Genomic DNA, 18,122 nt, shown 5'->3' on the forward strand with positions numbered 1-18,122 from the left:
AGGCAGCGCGGCAGCGGGTCGTCCGGGGTCAGGGGCGGCAGGCCCGGTACCCGGGAACGCGGATCGGTGGACCACCGCTGCACCGAATCCGCCGGGGCGGCCACCACGAGTTCCTCGGCTTCCCATACCGCGTAGGAGGCGGGAGCGCCGGGAACGAGGGTTCCGGCGATACCGTCCCGGACTCCACCCGCCCGCCATGCGCCCCGGGTGGCGGCCGCGAAGGCGGCCCGCGGGGACAGACCGTATCCCGGTGTGCGGTGGTTGACGGCCGCCCGGACCGCCGCCCACGGATCGAGCGCGGTCACCGGCGCGTCCGAGCCGATGGCCAGCGAAACCCCGGCCGCCGCCAAGGGGGCGAACGGGTGCGCGGTCGTGGCGCGCGCGGCCCCGAGCCGTTCGGCGTACATACCGTCCGGCCCGCCCCATGCCGCGTCGAATGCCGGCTGGATACTGGCGATCACACCCCAGGCCGCGAGCGCCTCGATCTGGTCGGCGTCCACCAGCGCCGCGTGCTCGACCCGATGGCCGAGCGCCGCCACCGCGGGACCGCCCAACTCGGCGACGACCCGGCCGAGTCCGGTCACGAGGGCGTCCATCGCGGCGTCCCCGATCACGTGGAAACCGGCCTGGACTCCGGCTTCCGTACAGGCCCGCACATGCGCGGCGATATCGTCGACGTCCAGGTAGCCGGTTCCGGTGCCGGTATGGTCGGTATAGGGGTCCCGCAGCCACGCCGTCCGCGAGCCGAGCGAACCGTCCACGAACAGATCCCCGCCGAGCGCGTGCGCACCGAGTTCGTCGAGCAGCGACCGGGCCTCGTCGGCCGTGCGCACCGCCTGTCCCCAGTACACGCGCCGCTGCACCCCGTGCTCGAATTCGAGCAGCTCACGCGCGTCGTCGGCGCCGGCGATATCGGGTCCGGCGCATTCGTGCACCGCGACCACGCCCCGCGCCGCCGCCAGGTCCAGCGCCGCCCGTCGCGCGGTATCCCGCTGTTCACGGGTGAGCATCGTCCGCACCGTGGCCCGGACGCGATGATGCGCCTGTGCGCGCACGGGCGCGCCCCGGCGATAGCCGTCCGCCGCGGTCAGCTCCGGCACCACGTCCAACAACGCCGTGGAGACCACCGCGGAATGCCCGTCCACCCGCGACAGGTACACCGGCCGCCCCCGCCCCGCTGCGGTATCGATCTCCTCGACGGTGGGCGGGCGCCGCTCCGGCCACCGCGTCTCGTCCCATCCGTCCCCCGTCACCACTGCGCCGGGGTGTGTCGCCGCGAACTCGGCGACCAGTTCGAGACAGTGCGCCACCGACCGTGCCCCCGTCAGATCCAACCCCGTCAGCTGCATTCCGAGCGCGGTGGTGTGCAGATGCGGTTCCACGAACGCCGGCGCGACGAACGCCCCGTCCAGGTCGACGACCTCGGCATCCGGATGCAGGGCCCGTCCCACCCGGTCGGCGCCCAGCCACACCACGATCCCGTCGGTGACCGCCATCGCCGTGGCGTCCGGTGCACTGGAACTGTAGATTCGACCCCCAACCAGCAGCTGCGTACTCACGGTGGTTCAGTCTGCCGTACCCGTCGGGCACCCGCGCGGGCCGGTCGCGCAAGCGTGAGCTCGGCGACGCTCATCGGGTCGGACCCGGCTCGCGGACCGGAACAAGCCGGGCCACGAACCACGCCGCTCCCGGGTCGGGTGGCGTCGGCCGCGGCTACGGGCGCGGACCGGCGGACAGCGCGAGTACGCTGCCGAGCGAACCGGCCGCCTCGAGCAGAGCGCGGGAGCGGGCCTCGATATCGACCTCCCGGGCGGCCAGCCCGGCGGCGACATCGCCCGACCGGTACCCGCGCCGCACGGCCGGCATCAAGGTCCGCACGGTGTCGACCCGGTAGCCGGCGCCGCGCAGTTGATGGACGATCCGCGCGTCCCGGACCTGGGCCGGGGTATAGCGTCGCGTACCGCGCGGGGCGATCCGGTCGGGGACCACGAGCCCCTCGGCGTCCCAGTGCCGCAGCGCCGACGCGCGCACACCGAGCGCGGCGGCGAGCTCGGACACACCCATCGAATCGGACGGTCGCACATCGCGAACCGGTTCGTCGGCTATCGCCGCCGCGGCGGCCGTGGCGGCCGCGAGTTCGGCGCGTTCCCGGTGGAGACAGGCATGCGCCGCGTCGAGCAGGGCCAGTGTCTCCGATGGCCGGTCCCCGTGCGCCGTCCGCATGATCCGCTTGGCCTCCACCGGACCCACGCCGGCGGACAGCGCGCGATATGCCTGCACGGAACACAGGTGGACCTCGGTGTAGACGCGATAGCCGGATACGGTACGCACTGCCGGCGGGAGCACACCGTCACGTTCCAGATTGCGCACCTGCTGAACCGAATACCCGCAGCGCCGCGCGAGTTCTCCGGTCCGCATGGTGGGCGATTCGAGAGTTGACACCCCGTTTCTCATCTTTCCGCAGGTAGCTCGAGGGTTTACGACACAAAGCCTCCACAAGCACCTTAATGAAACGCTGGAACCCATGAGCATCGACGAGATCATCGACTACGTGGCCGGACTCGACGGCGTCCTGATACTGCGCCCCACTCCCGGCGACGGTTCACCGGATATCGCCTGGGGCGATACCTTCTTCTACTACTCACCGGAGGGTACGGTCCCACAGCGGACCCAGCCGTTCGCGACGCTCGTCACCAAGGACTATCCCGGCGACGAGCGGTCCCGCCTGGACCGTCCTGGCGCGTTCCGCCTCAATATGCATCCGGGACGGGAGACGTTCCTCCACTGGGCCGGCCATCCGCCGCGCGAGGTGTCCGACGATATCGACGCGAGCGTCACCGATACCGTCATCCCCCACCCCGTCTACGGACCCGCCGGATGGCTCGCGATCGTCGAGCCGGGCCCGCGGACCACCCGGACGGCGCGGGAACTGCTGCGCGAGGCCTACGAACTGGCCCGCTCACGCCATGAGCGGCGGACGGCGTCGGGAGAGTAGGAGCGACCGGGCTCGGATCGCCGGGTTCAGCGTTCGATGGCGGGTCGGCCGGCGGGTCGCGGATCGTCGTACCACTCCCCGACCACGATCCCGTCGATATCGGCGTCGACGACGACATCTCGACGCGGGACCGCGGACGAGATCCGGGCCACCCGGCGCGCGGCCACCGCGGCGACCAGCGGCCGCAGCAGCGTCCGGGTCGGCGGAATCAGCATCAGCAGGCCCACCACGGAGGTGACCAGGCCTGGAACGAACAGCAGCACCCCGCCCAGCGCGACGAGCGCCCCGTCCGCAACCGCGGCCCTGGGAGTGATCTCCCCGCGCCCGGCACGCCTGAACTGCTCGGCCACCCGACGCCACTGACCGCCGAGCATCAGCACCCCCACCGCCGAGCAGGCGATCAGCAGCAGGACCGCGGGCAGGGCGCCGAGCAGGTGGACGGCGGCGGCGAAGGCGGCGATCTCGACGATCAGATAGGCGACGAATACGGCGGCGGGCATGGCGTTCCTTCCGGGCGATGTACCCGTCCAACGAACGAGCCACCGGGTTTGCTCCCGACCGTTGCCCGGTGTGGCCGATCACCCACCCGGCCGCACCAGCCCGGTCTCGTAGGCCAGCACCACCGCCTGGACCCGGTCCCGCAGCCCGAGCTTGGTCAACACCCGGCCCACATGGGTTTTGACGGTTGCCTCGGACAGGTACAGCTGCTCGGCGATCTCGGCGTTCGACCGCCCGGCCGCGATCTGCTCGAGTACTTCGCGTTCCCGGGCGGTGAGAACGTCGAGTACCCGGGGATCCCGGGTGGGGGCGGGTTCCTCGGCGATCATGCAGTCGATCAGGCGTTTGGTCACCTTGGGCGATACGACGGCGTCTCCGGCGGCCACACTGCGGATCGCCGAGATCAGGTCCTCGGGCGGGGTGTCCTTGAGCAGGAACCCGCTCGCCCCGGCGCGCAGCGCGCCGAGCGCGTGTTCGTCGAGGTCGAAGGTGGTCATCACCAGAACCCGGCTGCCGTGGCCGGCCTCGAGGATGCGGCCGGTGGCGGTGACACCGTCGACCACCGGCATCCGAACGTCCATCAGCACCACGTCCGGCGCCAGCTCGGCGGCCTGGGACACCGCGGCGGCGCCGTTGTCGGCCTCGCCGACCACCTCGATATCGGGGTGGGCGCCGAGCACCATCTTCAATCCCATACGCATCAGTTCCTGGTCGTCGACGACGAGTACGGTGATCGGCACGTCACTCAATGTAATCGCCGCCCACGGCGATCCGCTTCCCGGTCGGACGCCCGCGACCGGGTCCGGATGGAGCCCACTACGCCCGGCTCATCGCGGCTATACGGTTGGCGGAGGTGACACCGCCGTCGACGAGCAGGTCGGTGCCGGTGATGAAGGTCGCGTGCGGGCTGCGGAGAAAACGCACGCTACTCCTGATCCGGTGCGGCGAGCGGGATTACGGCGTACACCCGCCAGGTGCCTTCCGGAGTGCGCCCCACCTCCAGCGTTCCGCCCAGCACCGCCATCCGTTCGCGCATTCCGGCCAGACCCAGGCCGCTCCCCTGAATCCGGGGCTCGTGCACCGGCACGCCCCCCGAATCGGTGATCTCGATTTCCACATCGTCGGCCCGCCGATACACCCGCACCCATGCTTTCGGGTTGGCGCCCGCGTGCCGCAGCGTATTGGTGAGCGCCTCCTGCACGACCCGGTGCACGCCCAGACTCACCTCCGGGGAGACGGCGTCGAGTTCCCCGGACAGCTCCAGGTCCACGGCCAGCCCGACGCCGCGCATCATCTGCACCAGCTTCGCGATACCCGCCGTGCCGTGCTGCGGCAGCTGTTCGGGTGCATGTTCGGTACGCAGCAGCGCGACGGTGCGCCGCAGTTCCCGTAGCGCCTCGCGGCCGGTGCCGGCGATGGTGGACAGGGCCTGTTCGGCGGTGTCCGGATCGTGGCGCAGCGCGTAGCGGGCGCCGTCGGCCTGGACGATCATCACACTCACCGCGTGCGCGACCACATCATGCAGTTCCCGGGCGATCCGGGTGCGTTCGGCGGAGACGGCGTCGTGGGCGCGTCGTTCCCGGTCGTACTCGGCGACCGCCAAGCGCGCCTCGACCTCGGCGTTGTAGGCATGGCGGGCGCCGGTGAACTCGGCCAGGCTCCAGCAGAAGGCGTAGTACACGCAGACGAACGCGATATCGGTGCCCCGGAACCCGAGAAGCGCGATCATTGCGTACGCGGAGTCGACGAACAGCCCCAGCAGGTACACCAGACCGTCGCGGCGCCCCACATAGGCGACCAGGGTGTAGAGCAGTATTCCGAGGCCGAGCAGTGCCGGGTGCACGACCGGGTCGCCGAGTATCACCCCCACCGCGGTGGAGGTGATCGCCAGGGCGAGCATGCTCGCGGCCATCGCCCGCGGATAGATCCGGCGCAACACGACCGGCAGCGGCAACAGTACCGACAGCATCAGGTAGCCGATCGTGTGACGGGCATCGTCGACCTGCAGTACGTCCAGCACCAGCAGCGCCGCCGCCAGCACGGAATCAGCGATAACGGGTCTTTCGCGGAGCCACAGACTGAACCGACGCACGCGGTTCAGCGTAAAGGCGGACAGCCCCCGGCACTCGGCCGCGACGAGTCGGTCCGGCGCGAATTGCCCCGCATCGGCGTCCGGAGCCGACTACCTTGTTCCGGGTGAGCATGGCGACTTCCACCGGATCGGGCGCCGCCCCGTCCGGTCACGACATCGACGCCGAATTCGCGGCCCTACCGCTGAACGCGCTCGCCGACGCGGCGCTGACCGCGGCCCGGGCCGCGGGAGCAGAGCACGCGGATCTGCGAGTGCACCGGCTGGTCACCCAGTCGATCCGACTGCGGGACGGGCGGGTCGAAGCCCTCACCGACGCCGCGGAACTGGGTTTCGCGGTACGGGTGATCGTCGACGGCACCTGGGGTTTCGCCTCGCATGCGGCGTTGACCCCGGAGACCGCGGCCGAGGTGGCCCGCAAGGCGGTCGGGGTGGCGACCGCCTTGCGGGCCTTGAACCGGGAGCGGGTGGAGCTCGCGCCGGAGCCGCGCCACGCCGATGCCCGCTGGGTGTCGGCGTATGAGATCGACCCGTTCACCGTGCCGGCGACGGAGAAGGTGGCGCTGCTGCAGGACTATTCGGGACGCCTGACGAGCGCCGACGGCGTCGACCATGTGACCGCGACGCTGTTTCAGGTCAAAGAACAGACCTATTATGCGGACACCGCCGGATCGTCCATCATCCAGCAGCGGGTCCGGCTACAGCCGTACCTGGAGGCGATCACCGTCGACACCGCTTCCGGGGCGTTCGAGACCATGCGCACCCTGGCCGCCCCGGCCGGACGCGGCTGGGAGTACGTCACGGGCGCCGACGGAGTCTGGGACTGGGACACCGAACTCGCCCGCATCCCGGAGTGGCTGGCCGAGAAGGTGAAGGCCCCCAGTGTGGTACCCGGGCCGACCGATCTGGTGATCGACCCGACAAACCTGTGGCTCACCATCCACGAGTCCATCGGCCACGCCACCGAATACGATCGGGCGATCGGCTACGAATCTGCCTACGCCGGAACGTCTTTCGCCACCCCCGATAAACTCGGCACGCTCCGCTACGGCACCCGTGCCATGGCCGTCACCGCCGACCGGACCGAACCGCACGGCCTGGCCACCGTCGGCTACGACGACGACGGCGTCGCCGGGCAGCGCTGGGATCTGATCCGCGACGGAATCCTGGTCGGCTACCAACTCGACCGGGTGTTCGCCCCGCGCCTGGGTCTACAGCGTTCCAACGGCTGCTCCTACGCCGATTCCCCGCACCATGTGCCGATCCAGCGGATGGCCAATGTCTCGCTGTGCCCGGACCCCGACCGAGACACCACCACCGAAGACCTGATCTCCCGCGTCGACGACGGGATCTATATCGTCGGCGACCGGTCCTGGTCGATCGATATGCAGCGCTACAACTTCCAGTTCACCGGCCAGCGGTTCTTCCGAATCCGCAACGGCCGCGTGGACGGCCAACTGCGCGATGTCGCCTATCAGGCGACCACCACCGATTTCTGGGGCTCCATGGAGGCGGTCGGCGGACCGTCCACCTGGTGGCTCGGCGGTGCGTTCAACTGCGGCAAGGCCCAACCGGGACAGGTCGCCGCGGTCAGCCACGGCTGTCCGTCGGTACTGGTACGCGGCGTGAACATTCTCAATACCCGCACGGAGGCATCGCGATGAGCGTGACGGATATGGTGTCCGCGGACACGGTGATCGACCGGGTGCTGGCCCTGTCGCGGGCCGACGAGGCGATCGTCATCGTCACCGACGCGCACGAGGCGTCGCTGCGGTGGGCCGGAAATTCCATGACCACCAATGGAGCCTCAATATCCCGGCAGTGGTCGGTGATCTCGATCTTCCGGGACGGACCGCGCTCGGCGCGAGGGGGCAGTATCGCCTCCACCAGCGTCGATCCCGCCGATATCGAGCCGGTGGTACGGGCGAGCGAGGACGCGGCCCGCTCCGCCGAGCCCGCCCGCGACGCCATGCCCCTGCTCGACCCCGATTCCATGTTGTCCGCCGGCGAGTGGTCGCAGCCTCCGGGCACCACCGGTATCGAGGTGTTCGCCGATCTCGCGGCGGATTTGGCCGCCGGATTCAACGGCGGCGATCGCCTCTACGGTTTCGCCCACCACCAGGTGCGCACCACCTGGCTCGGCACCTCCACCGGCCTGCGCCGCCGCTATGTGCAGCCGACGGGATCGGTGGAGATCAACGGGAAACGCGGCGACGACACCGCGCCGGCCAGCGCGTGGGTGGGTGTGGGGACCACCGATTTCACCGATGTCGACACCCCCGCGCTCCTGGCCGAGCTGTCCCGCCGCCTGGGCTGGTCGGCGCGCCGGGTCGAATTGCCGGCGGGCCGTTATGAAACCCTGCTGCCGCCCTCGGCGGTGGCCGATCTGCTGATCGATATGCACTGGTCGATGGAGGGCCGCGGCGCCCAGGAGGGGCATACCGCCTTCTCCCGCCCGGGCGGTACCCGTGTCGGGGAGCGGCTCACCGATCTCCCGCTCACCCTGTACTCCGATCCGGAGGCCCCCGGCCTGCGCTATCGGCCGTTCGTCGCGACCTCTGCCTCCTCGGAATCGCTGTCGGTCTTCGACAACGGGATGCCCGCCGAGCGGGTGGACTGGGTCCGCGACGGCGTGATCTCCGCGCTGGTCTATCCCCGTGCCACCGCCGCCGACTACGACGCGACGCCCACCGTGCCCGGGGAGAACCTGTTGCTGACCGGCGGATCGGAGGCCGGCCTCGACGATATGGTCGCCCGCACCGAGCGCGGTCTGCTGCTGACCACGCTCTGGTACATCCGCGAAGTGGACCCGACCACACTGCTGCTCACCGGCCTCACCCGCGACGGCGTCTATCTCATCGAGAACGGCGAGGTCACCGCCGCGGTGAACAATTTCCGCTTCAACGAGAGTCCCCTGGATCTGTTGCGCCGCGCCACCGAGGCGGGCGCCACCCGGCCCGCCCTGCCGCGCGAATGGAAGGACTGGTTCACTCGGACGGCCATGCCGCCGTTGCGGATACCCGACTTCCATATGTCGTCGGTCAGCCAGGCGACCTGAGGCGCCGGTGTCGTTCAGTCGGCGGGCGTGATCTCGATACCGACCGTGCCGGACTTACCGCGCCGCAGGGTGCTGCCGAGGATTACCAGCGGACCGAACAACCGGTACTTACGGCGCAGTAGGCCGCGGACGCGCTCCGTCTCGGCCGCGTCGAGGATTCGGCCGGTGCCTTCGATCACTGCGCCGTGCGGGGCGCCCTTGACATCGCATGGCTGCACGGTGACCGCGGGGTTGCGGCGCAGCCGTTTGACCTTCCAACTGTCGGTGACGGTCCAGACATACAGTTTGCTGTCATCGGCGACCGCCCACAGCGGAGTCGCGACGGGTGTGCCGTCCTTGCGGTAGGTGGTCAGCAGGACATAGTCGGCGGCGCCGACCTCGCCGAGCGTATTCGTCATGCCCGCAGCGTAATCGGCGGACCGGCTCGGCCGGCACCGTCCGGGGTCCGCCGCGGGCGCCTCGGCACCTCAGGAGTCGTCGGCCATCCGGTATTCCCCTCGTTCGAGCCGGGCCAGCACACCCGCGGTCCAGCCCGCCAGATTGTCGAACACCCCGCTCCACAGTTCGAGCAGGTCGGTGGCGTGGGGCGCTTCGTAGCGGCCCGGGTAGTCGTCGACCATTCCGAGCAGTTCGTCACGGACGCCCCGGCTGCGTTCCCGCTGTTCACGCAGTTTCTCGATCACGTGCGCCCGCGGCAGGGCGTCCATGAAAGCGATGCCTGCCCCGAGTTCCTCCATATCGATGCTCACCAGTGCCGCGTCCACGAGCGTCCGGAACTCGGCTTCTCCCGCCTCGGTCAGTTCGTACCGGGTACGGCCCGGTCCCCGGTCGCCGCCCTCGGTACCCAGCGCTCGCAACTTGCCTTCCCGATCGAGCTGTTTGAGGGCGTGGTAGATCGACCCGGGTTTCACATTGGTCCAGGTATCGGCCCGCCAGGACAGCAGTTCCCGGCGCACCGCGTAGCCGTGCGCGGGTTGCTGTCGGCGCAGCACGCCCAGGACCAGCAGCCGCACCGCCGCCATCGGCTCTCCTCTCGTCGGAACGAATAATAGTCAAACTTGACCTCCGGCCCGACACGCCCCTAACCTCGGTATTCAAAATTGACTACCGGAGGGATTCCCATGGCCGATACCGCCGTTCCCCTGCTGCCCAGCCACGACCTGGCCCGCACGCTGGACTTCTACCGAACCCTCGGCTACACCGTCACCCACCAACAGACCAGGCCTTATGTCTACGCCGCCGTCGCCGCACACGACTGCGAACTGCATTTCACCGAGGCTCCGAAGAACGGCGGGCCGTCGACCGGCTGCCTCGTCATGGTCGATGATGTGGCGAGCCGTCACCGCGCCTTCACCGAGGCCCTGCGCGCCCGCTACGGCAAGATCCCCGCCGAAGGGTTCGGCCGTATCACCCGATTCCGCCCCGGCCAGTCCCGGTTCACCCTGATCGACCCCGACGGCACCTCGATCATCTACATCCAGCGGGATGAACCCGAGGACGTCGAATATGGCGGCTCCACAGAACTCGACGGCCTGGCCCGGGTTCTCGACAACGCCCGCATCCTGCGCGATTTCAAAACCGACGACAAAAGCGCGGAACGGGCCCTGGAAGCGGGCCTACGCCGCTTCGGCGCCCAGGCCACCCGTATCGAACGGGCCCGTGCCCTGGCGGCACTCGCCGAGTTGGCGGTCGCCTTGGACAAACCCGACAAGGTTGCCGCCCGCCGTGCGGACCTGGCGGCCCTCGAACTCACCGACGCCGAGCGCACCGAACTCGCCACCGAACTCGGCGCGGCAACCGAGCTCGCCGAATGGTTGACGCGGCAGGACTGACCGCCGAGCCGTTCAGGCCGCGGTGAGGACCCGCGGTCCGTCCTCGGTCACGGCCACCGTGTGTTCGGAATGAGCGGTGCGTGAGCCGTCCGCGGAACGGATGGTCCAGCCGTCCGGATCGGTCACGATCCGATCGGTCGTCCGCGCGAACCACGGTTCGATGGCGATGGCCAGGCCGGGCCGCAGCAGGTAGCCCCGACCCGCCCGGCCCGCGTTGGGGATGTGCGGATCCTCGTGCATGGTGCGCCCCAGGCCGTGACCGCCGAATTCGGTGTTCACCGGGTAGCCGTGGGCCCGGGCGACCGCCGATACAGCGGCGGAGATATCGCCGATCCGGTTCCCGGGGACGGCGACCTCGATGGCCGCCGCCAGGGCCTCCTCGGTGGCGCGGACGAGACGTAGATCCTCCGGATTGGGGGCGCCGACCACCACGGTGGTCGCCGCGTCCGCCACCCAGCCGTCGACCGAGAGCGCGAGGTCCATACTCAGCACGTCACCGTCGCACAGGGTGTAGTCGAACGGCAGCCCGTGCAGAACGGCGTCGTTCACCGAGAGGCAGACGGTGTTGCGAAAGGGGCCGCGACCGAACGACGGCGCGTAGTCCCAGTAGCACGATTGCGCACCGCGCTGCCGGATCCGTTTCCGCACCAGCGCCTCTAGTTCGAGCAGATTCACCCCAACGGCCGCGCGCTCGCGCAGTTCGGCCAGGATCTCGGCCACCAGACGCCCCGCCACTCGCATCCGCGCGAGCTCGGCCGGCGACTTCAACTCCACCATGACAACCTCCGATACCAGGAAACGGTATTTTAATACCATGTTGCGGTACACAAATACCACTCATAGGGTGGACGGTATGGTGCGATTGCCCCTGACCCCCGCTCAGCTCGAGGCCGGTCGACGCCTCGGCGCCCGGCTGCGCGCGGCCCGCGCCGGCCGGGACCTGGCCGAAGTGGCGCAGGCCGCCGATATCTCGCCGGAAACCCTGCGCAAGATCGAAACGGGACGGCTGCCGTCCCCGGGCTTCGGCACGGTGGTGGCCCTGAGCCACGCGCTCGACCTGCCGCTCCAGGAACTTGCCGATATCTGGAGCTCGCCGGATCTCGCCGAATCGGCGTAACCGGCCCCGCAGGGGCGCGGCGGGCGCCAACCGTTCGGGGAACCAGGGAATTCACCGCGCGGCGGCCGACCCGGTCCGATGGACCGACAACATCACACGAGGGAATCGGAGGACAGGCTCAGCCGGGCCAGTACCGCGCGGTGATCCGAACCCGGGATATCGATGGTCCGCACCCGGACCGCCGTTCCACCGGACAGCAGCACATGGTCGATACCGATCAACGGCCCCCACCGTACATCGGCCGGATAGGTGGGCAATCGGCCCGCCCCGGCCTGTTCGGCGGCGGAGACGAAACCGCTGCGCAACAGGGCACGGTAGGCGGCGTGGTTACCGGTGGCGTTGAAATCGGCGCCGACGAGGGCCGGGGCGGAGGCGGCGTTCAGAATCTCACGGACCCGGCGCATCTCGGCCGCCCAGATGGCGCTGCCCGCGGTGGGCGGAAGCGGGTGAAAAGCGTATACCGATACCGGTCCCAGCTCCGGATGTTCGAGGGTGGCGGACAGATTGCGCAGGGTGAACCCGTCGTAGGCGACGGTGTCGCGCAGCGGGAACCGGCTGTAGATACCGGTTCCGGCGCCACCGTACGCCGGTTCGATGTAGCGGTAGGGCAACTGCTCGTCCAACCCGGCCGCGGTGAGACGCTCCACCGAAGCAGGGGTGAGTTCGTTCAGCGTGAGCACATCGACCCGCTCGTCCACCACCGTGCGTGCCACCGCCCGCACATCCGCCCCGCCGAACAGCAGGTTCGATTGCAGCACTGTGAGTTCCGTCCCGCCCACGGCGCGACCGTCCGGGACGAACATCGGCAGTTGCGTCCACAGCACCCCGGCGATCACCACCCCGGCCGCCGCCGCGCTGCGCCAGCCGCGGGCGGCCAGGAACAGCACCAGCGCCACCCAGGACGCGAACATCAGATATGTGGCACCCGCCGCCAACAGCACCAGCTCACGGCGCTGCGACTCCCCGAGGTACAACAGAATGCCACCGACCGCCACCATCAGGGCGACCCACCCCGCACCGAGCAGTACCCGGCTCACCCAGTTCCGTCTCATGGCCCAACCCTATGTGGGCCGAGCGCCGTACGCCGGTCGGCCGAGACGCTCGCACCCGGTCACGGCCGGGTACGAGCGTTCACAGGTGGGTGGCAGCGCGGCGGTGGTCCTCGTCGGTGACCGGTCCGGCCCGGTCGACGTCGTCGCCTTCCCGCAGGGCGAGGTGGGTCATGACATGGTCGGGGCCGGCGCCGTGCCGATGTTCTCACCGGGCGGGCACCACACGGTCTGTCCCGCATGCAGCACCGCGACCTGACCGGCGCGGGTGACCACCAGCGCGATGCCATCAGCGGACAACTGCACCGGTTTCGGAGCCAGGTCGCCCAGGAGCCGCTGGGCGGCGCTCGGTTGTCGTTCGGTTATGAGAATCTCCTATCGAAGCCGTTCGCTCGCCGAAGGACCGGTCGGTGTCACAGGGTGAGCAGGACTTTGGTGGCGCGGCGCCGGTCCATCGCGCGGTAGCCTTCGGCCGCTTCGTCCAGTGGCAAGGTGAGGTCGAAAACCTCGCCGGGATGGATCTCGCCACGCACGATCAGGTCGATGAGTTCGGGCAGGAAGCGGCGCACCGGGGCGGGGCCGCCGTGCAGGTGTACGGCGGAGGAGAACAATTCCATGCCGTCGAGTTCGACTCCATGGGCAACCCCGACGTAGCCGACGTGCCCGCCGGGGCGGGTCGACCGGATGGCCTGCTGCATCGATTCCTGGGTGCCGACCGCTTCGACGACCGAGTGCGCGCCCAGGCCGCCGGTGAGCTCCTTGATCCTGGCCACGCCTTCGTCGCCGCGTTCGGCGACGATATCGGTGGCGCCGAACTTGCGTGCCAGGGCCTGACGGTCGGCATGGCGGCTCATGGCGATGACACGATCGGCGCCCAGCCGCCTGGCGGCCAACACGGCCAGCAGTCCGACCGCGCCGTCACCGACGACCGCGACGGTTTTGCCCGGACCGGCCTCGGCGGCCACGGCGGCGAACCAGCCGGTGCCGAGCACGTCGGAAGCCGCGAGCAGATGCGGGATCTGCTCGGAGGTCGGGGTGGCGGGGACGACGACCAGGGTGCCGTCGGCGAGGGGGATGCGGGCCCGTTCGGCCTGTGTGCCGATCATGCCGATGGGTATGTTGTGTACGCAGCGGCTCTGATAGCCGGCGCGGCAGATCTCGCAGGTGTTGTCGGAGGCGAAGAACGAGCCGACCACGAAGTCCCCGACCTCGAGGGTCCGCACCTGCGATCCGATCTCTTCGACCACACCGACGTATTCGTGCCCCATCGGAGTGGGTCCGTTCAGTTTCTCGATACCCCGATACGGCCACAGGTCCGACCCGCAGATACAGGTCGCGGTGACGCGGATGACCGCATCGGTGGGCTCCACGGTCCGCGGCTCCTCCCGCTGTTCGACTCGCACGTCACCGGGGGCGTACATCATGACTCCACGCATGATCGGCTACTCCTTCACCACTGATGTCTGTTGCCGGTCCCCCCGCCCGGCGCCTCGCGGCGCCGGTGTCTTGTCGAGAGCGGATACCTCCAACGGCCCAGGATATGCCCGCCGGTTCGGGCGGTGCCGCCGGATGGGCGGGCCGGGCGCGCGGCCACGGCCGGGCAGGGTGCTCGGGACGCGGCCGCATCCACCGGCGATACCCGGTCAACCCGAACCCGGCTCCCCCTCGGCACAGCGCTACGACTCCTCGCATCCTGGGCACGTACCACGCACTCGGCCGAACGGGGCCACTGACCGAATCCCGAATCCGGGCACGGTGCCACCACCTGCCGGATCCCTACGCAAGCCCTCCATCCGGGATAGGCCGGCATGGGCAGATCTCGATACCACCCGGAGAAGGTCGCCCGCGCCGAACCGGCGGGACGAAAAGAACGTGACAGGCGCCGGCCGGGCGGACATGATCTCCGATGACCGTCATCTCTCGGCGAGCGGAGAAATATGACCGACGATGAATTCGTGGCGTATATCGCGGACCGGCTCGCGGCTCTTCCGGGCGTTGCCGCGGTGAGCCTCGGCGGATCGCGCGCCCTGGGCACCCACCGGCCGGACAGCGACTGGGATTTCGCCCTCTACTATCGGGACCGTTTCGCCCCCGAGGACCTGCGCGCCCTCGGCTGGGAGGGCGAGGTGTCCGAGATCGGCGCGTGGGGCGGCGGGGTGTTCAACGGTGGTGCCTGGCTGACGATCGACGACCGGCACGTCGATGTGCACTATCGCGATCTCGACGTCGTCGAACACGAACTCGCCGAGGCCGGGCAGGGGCGGTTCCATTGGGAACCGCTGATGTTCCATCTCGCTGGTATCCCCAGCTATCTGGTGGTCGCCGAACTCGCCGGCAACAAGGTGGTGCGGGGAACCCTGCCGCGTCCGTCCTTCCCCGAGGCGCTGCGCGAGACCGCGCCGCCGATATGGCGCGGCCGGGCGGCGCAGACCCTGCGGTATGCCCGCGGCGCGTACGTCCCGCGTGGACAGGCCACCGAGGTGGTGGGTGCCCTGGCCACGGCGGGAATGCAGACGGCGCACGCGATCCTGGCCATCCGTGGGGAGTGGATCACCAACGAGAAACGGCTGCTGCACCGGGCGGGGTTGCGCGGCCTCGACGTGATCGCGGCCGGGGTGGGCTCGGAGCCCGCGACCCTGGAACGCGCGATCGACGCGGCCGAGCACCTGTTCCGAACGGCCGACCCGAGCGGTGTGCCCGGCGACCCCGGCCCCGAATAGTCCGACGCGGCCGTCCGGGGCTCAGTCCACCGCCGCGGTCATCGGTTCCGTCCGCTCGACCGCGGGCGGACGGGCGCGCAGCAGCACCAGACCGAGCAGCGCGGCCGCCAGGGCGAAGCCCGCGCTCACCCACGCACCGACCGACACGGCCTCGGTGAACGCCGTCTTCGCGGCCTCGGGATAGCCGAGTTCCAGTGCGGCGCCGATCGATTCACGCGCGGCGGGTGGGGCATCGCTCGGCATGTTCGCGGTGAACACACCCGCCAACACGCTGCCGAGGAAGGCGATGCTGACCGCCATACCCACCTGCTGCAGGGTGTCGTTCAGGGCCGACCCGACCCCGGCGTGACGCAGCGGAATGGTATTCATGATCGCGGCGTAGGCGGCCGGACCGGCCAGGCCGCCGCCGATTCCCATGACGAGCATGGACACCAGAACCGCGAGATATCCCGTGCCGAGGGCCAGGACGACGAAGGCCGCCGCCATCACCAGCAGCCCCGTGACGATCAGGGTCTTGTTGCTGATCTTCTTGCCCAGCGTCGCACCCAGCCCGTTGAACACCGCACCCGCTACGGCATACGGCAGCAGCGCCAGACCCGCTTTCATCGGCCCGTAGCCGAGTACGAACTGCAGGTACTGGGTGAGCATCAGCATGACCGCGCCCATCCCGAACACCATCAGCAGCAGGGTGCAGCAGGTTCCGGTGAAGTCCCGGTTGGCGAAGAGGCCCAACGGCAGCATCGGATGTTCCTGCCGCCGCTCCCACACCACGAAGCCGACCGCCGCCCCGAAGGCGAGCACGAGCGCGACGGTATTCCATTCCCGCTCGATGATCAGGTAGACGGTCGAGGTGAGGGCCACGATGGACAGCACCACGCCGATCAGGTCCACCGGGCGCTGCTCGCCGGTGGTCTCCGGAATCAGCGCGAGGGCGGCGCCGATGGCCACCAGCGCCACCGGAATATTGAGCAGGAAGACCGAACCCCACCAGTAGTGCTGCAGCAGTAGGCCGCCGAGGGTGGGCCCGGCGACGATCCCGACGATGGAGACCGTGGACCACGCCGCGAAGGCCAGGCGTCGTTCGCTTTCGTCGAAGGTGGTCATCAGGATCGACAGGGTCGAGGGCATGAGCAGCGATCCGCCGATGCCCATCGCGGCGCGGGCCGCGACGAGCTGCCAGGGTTCGGTGGACAGCACCGCGCCCGAGGACGCGGCACCGAACAGGACGAGACCGGCGATCAGCATCCGGCGGCGTCCGAATCGGTCGGAGAGACTGCCCGCGGTGAGCAGGAGCCCGGCGAAGACCAGCACGTAGGAGTCCAGGATCCACTGCACATCCGACGGGGTGGCGTCCAGATCGCGGATCAGTGAGGGGATCGCGAGGTTGAGGACGGTGCCGTCGATCATCAGCACCAGCAGCGAGAGACAGAGCACCGCGAGGATCAGCCACCGTCGCGGGTCTCGTACAACGTTCGATTCCACTCGCACAGCGTACGATGAAATCGCACACTGTGCGAGTAATTATAGAATCGAGGTGTGGCCAAGCAGTTCACCTCCGTATGGACCCGCGAACCCCGGCAACCCCGGCCCTCCGGCCTGAGCCGCGACCAGATAGTCGCCGCGGCGCTGGAGATCTTGGGCACCGAAGGGCTCGAAGCGCTGAGCATGCGCAAACTCGGCGCCAAACTCGGCGCCGGCGCGACCAGTCTCTACTGGCATGTCGCGAACAAGAGCGAACTGCTGGAACTGGCGCTCGACGAGATCTGGGGCGTGGTGGACGACGCCGATCTGGACGGGGCCGCCACCCTGCGGGAACTTCTCACGACCTTCGCCTACAACCTCCGCAGCGCGCTGCTCGCCCATCCCTGGGTAGCCTCGCTGATCGGGCAGATCCCGAGTATCGGACCGAAGGCGTTCCAGCTCAGCGAACGGCTGCGGCACGCCTTCCTGGATGCCGGTTTCCAGGGTATGGACGTCTATCTCGCCAGCGGCACGGTCACGAATTTCGTACTCGGACATACCCTTCCGGTCATCGCCATGAAGAACGCCTACGGCGACGAACTCGTCGTCGGCGGTATCGAGCAAACCCTGGACAAGATCGCCGCCGCCTATCCCGAGATGCTCGCCGACTACCGGGCGGCGATCCCCACCGACCCCCAGGTGATCAGCGCGATGGGGTTCGATTTCGGATTACTGTGTGTACTGGACGGCCTCGAGACACGCCTGCGTGCTCCGAGCGGCGCCCACGACCGGGAACAGCGGACCGAGCCGCGCGCCCGGTGACGTAACGCCCGCGTCGCCCGGCTGCGTGGGTGGCCGAAATGCGCGGCGCCCACGGCCGGAACCGCTCAGTGGTGGGAGTGTTTCGAGGCGGTCGGCTTACTCGGTTTCTTCGGCTTCTTCCCGTCGCTGTCCGGCTCCCATTTGTAGCCGGGCGTGCCGTTCTCACAGTAGGGGTCGGCCACCTGGGTATCGGTGGCATCGAATTCGCACCAACGGTTCTTACCGCAGGCTGCCATGCCCAGGCCGGCCGAGGACGATCACGGTTGTGGTGGTAACGGCGCACAGGCAGGCTCCGCGCTTCATGGGCTTCTCCCGTGTGCGGGGGACGGCAGGGGCCGGGGGACAACCGGAAGACAGCCGATACCCGACCATCCTCATGGTACGGAGCAACCTTGGGCAGCGCGCTCGAGGAAATCTTTCGAAAAGGTTGTGGACGTCTCCTGCCCGAGAGCAGGGGCGCACCGCCCCTGCTCTCGGCGCC

At 69.4% G+C, this 18,122-nt stretch carries 20 protein-coding genes; 7 read left to right on the forward strand and 13 right to left on the reverse strand.

The window, feature by feature from the left end:
* Window positions 1-1,559, reverse strand: a 1,559-nt coding sequence (locus ON20_RS13310) for an amidohydrolase (RefSeq protein ID WP_040835839.1), incomplete at its 3' end; no start/stop codon positions are given.
* 154 nt (window positions 1,560-1,713) lie between these two features.
* A complete protein-coding gene (locus ON20_RS13315) occupies window positions 1,714-2,442 on the reverse strand; it encodes a MerR family transcriptional regulator (RefSeq protein WP_245547218.1) in 729 nt (242 codons plus the stop codon).
* Window positions 2,443-2,524: 82 nt separating this feature from the next.
* Here ON20_RS13315 and ON20_RS13320 point away from each other — a divergent pair, with 82 nt between their 5' ends.
* A complete protein-coding gene (locus ON20_RS13320; RefSeq protein WP_040835699.1) occupies window positions 2,525-2,995 on the forward strand; it encodes a DUF6194 family protein in 471 nt (156 codons plus the stop codon).
* A gap of 26 nt (window positions 2,996-3,021) precedes the next feature.
* Here ON20_RS13320 and ON20_RS13325 read toward each other — a convergent pair whose 3' ends face one another.
* From ON20_RS13325 to ON20_RS13335, 3 genes are all read right to left on the reverse strand, one after another.
* Window positions 3,022-3,495 carry an FxsA family protein gene (locus tag ON20_RS13325; RefSeq protein ID WP_040835700.1) on the reverse strand — a complete coding sequence of 158 codons (474 nt, stop codon included), beginning with the start codon at window positions 3,493-3,495 and terminating at the stop codon, window positions 3,022-3,024.
* 78 nt (window positions 3,496-3,573) lie between these two features.
* Complete coding sequence (locus ON20_RS13330) at window positions 3,574-4,233, reverse strand: response regulator (protein ID WP_040835701.1); 660 nt, start codon at window positions 4,231-4,233, stop codon at window positions 3,574-3,576.
* A gap of 185 nt (window positions 4,234-4,418) precedes the next feature.
* Complete coding sequence (locus tag ON20_RS13335; protein ID WP_040835703.1) at window positions 4,419-5,585, reverse strand: sensor histidine kinase; 1,167 nt, start codon at window positions 5,583-5,585, stop codon at window positions 4,419-4,421.
* A 110-nt stretch (window positions 5,586-5,695) separates the two neighbouring features.
* Between ON20_RS13335 and ON20_RS13340 the strand changes: the two genes are divergently transcribed.
* A complete protein-coding gene (locus ON20_RS13340; RefSeq protein WP_051162384.1) occupies window positions 5,696-7,246 on the forward strand; it encodes a TldD/PmbA family protein in 1,551 nt (516 codons plus the stop codon).
* Between the two features lie 11 nt (window positions 7,247-7,257).
* On the forward strand, window positions 7,258-8,640 hold the full coding sequence (locus ON20_RS13345; protein WP_040835841.1) for a metallopeptidase TldD-related protein: 1,383 nt from the start codon (window positions 7,258-7,260) through the stop codon (window positions 8,638-8,640).
* Window positions 8,641-8,654: 14 nt separating this feature from the next.
* Here the strand turns inward: ON20_RS13345 and ON20_RS13350 are convergent, their stop codons facing one another.
* Entirely contained in the window at window positions 8,655-9,038 is a 384-nt protein-coding gene (locus ON20_RS13350) for a PPOX class F420-dependent oxidoreductase (protein ID WP_040835704.1), read from the reverse strand.
* A gap of 69 nt (window positions 9,039-9,107) precedes the next feature.
* A complete protein-coding gene (locus tag ON20_RS13355) occupies window positions 9,108-9,662 on the reverse strand; it encodes a PadR family transcriptional regulator (protein ID WP_040835706.1) in 555 nt (184 codons plus the stop codon).
* 99 nt (window positions 9,663-9,761) lie between these two features.
* Here ON20_RS13355 and ON20_RS13360 point away from each other — a divergent pair, with 99 nt between their 5' ends.
* Window positions 9,762-10,472 (forward strand): DUF8817 family protein, encoded by a 711-nt coding sequence (locus tag ON20_RS13360; protein WP_040835708.1) that lies wholly within the window; start codon window positions 9,762-9,764, stop codon window positions 10,470-10,472.
* Between the two features lie 12 nt (window positions 10,473-10,484).
* Here the strand turns inward: ON20_RS13360 and map are convergent, their stop codons facing one another.
* Window positions 10,485-11,249: a type I methionyl aminopeptidase gene (gene map, locus ON20_RS13365; RefSeq protein WP_040835842.1), complete on the reverse strand. Its 765-nt coding sequence runs from the start codon at window positions 11,247-11,249 to the stop codon at window positions 10,485-10,487.
* 76 nt (window positions 11,250-11,325) lie between these two features.
* On the opposite strand from map, the gene ON20_RS13370 reads away from it, so the two are divergent.
* Window positions 11,326-11,589: a helix-turn-helix domain-containing protein gene (locus ON20_RS13370; protein ID WP_040835843.1), complete on the forward strand. Its 264-nt coding sequence runs from the start codon at window positions 11,326-11,328 to the stop codon at window positions 11,587-11,589.
* Window positions 11,590-11,681: 92 nt separating this feature from the next.
* On the opposite strand, the gene ON20_RS13375 is transcribed toward ON20_RS13370, so the two are convergent.
* The 3 genes from ON20_RS13375 to ON20_RS13380 form a co-directional block, all read right to left on the reverse strand.
* Window positions 11,682-12,641, reverse strand: coding sequence for an endonuclease/exonuclease/phosphatase family protein (locus ON20_RS13375; protein ID WP_040835709.1), 960 nt, complete (start codon window positions 12,639-12,641; stop codon window positions 11,682-11,684).
* Window positions 12,642-12,809: 168 nt separating this feature from the next.
* Window positions 12,810-12,938: a cupin domain-containing protein gene (locus ON20_RS39880; RefSeq protein ID WP_281032867.1), complete on the reverse strand. Its 129-nt coding sequence runs from the start codon at window positions 12,936-12,938 to the stop codon at window positions 12,810-12,812.
* Window positions 12,939-13,051: 113 nt separating this feature from the next.
* Window positions 13,052-14,074 carry a zinc-dependent alcohol dehydrogenase family protein gene (locus ON20_RS13380; protein ID WP_040835711.1) on the reverse strand — a complete coding sequence of 341 codons (1,023 nt, stop codon included), beginning with the start codon at window positions 14,072-14,074 and terminating at the stop codon, window positions 13,052-13,054.
* A gap of 501 nt (window positions 14,075-14,575) precedes the next feature.
* Here ON20_RS13380 and ON20_RS13385 point away from each other — a divergent pair.
* Window positions 14,576-15,358, forward strand: coding sequence for a nucleotidyltransferase domain-containing protein (locus ON20_RS13385; RefSeq protein WP_040835712.1), 783 nt, complete (start codon window positions 14,576-14,578; stop codon window positions 15,356-15,358).
* A 21-nt stretch (window positions 15,359-15,379) separates the two neighbouring features.
* Here ON20_RS13385 and ON20_RS13390 read toward each other — a convergent pair whose 3' ends face one another.
* Window positions 15,380-16,840, reverse strand: coding sequence for an MFS transporter (locus ON20_RS13390; RefSeq protein ID WP_040835714.1), 1,461 nt, complete (start codon window positions 16,838-16,840; stop codon window positions 15,380-15,382).
* A gap of 54 nt (window positions 16,841-16,894) precedes the next feature.
* On the opposite strand from ON20_RS13390, the gene ON20_RS13395 reads away from it, so the two are divergent.
* Window positions 16,895-17,641 carry a TetR/AcrR family transcriptional regulator C-terminal domain-containing protein gene (locus tag ON20_RS13395; protein WP_051162386.1) on the forward strand — a complete coding sequence of 249 codons (747 nt, stop codon included), beginning with the start codon at window positions 16,895-16,897 and terminating at the stop codon, window positions 17,639-17,641.
* A 65-nt stretch (window positions 17,642-17,706) separates the two neighbouring features.
* Here the strand turns inward: ON20_RS13395 and ON20_RS37935 are convergent, their stop codons facing one another.
* Window positions 17,707-17,877, reverse strand: a complete 171-nt coding sequence (locus ON20_RS37935) for a hypothetical protein (RefSeq protein ID WP_218002512.1) — start codon at window positions 17,875-17,877, stop codon at window positions 17,707-17,709.
* Window positions 17,878-18,122 lie beyond the last annotated feature (245 nt).

Origin of the sequence: Nocardia brevicatena NBRC 12119 (assembly GCF_000308495.1) — a bacterium.
GTDB classification, from domain to species: domain Bacteria; phylum Actinomycetota; class Actinomycetes; order Mycobacteriales; family Mycobacteriaceae; genus Nocardia; species Nocardia brevicatena.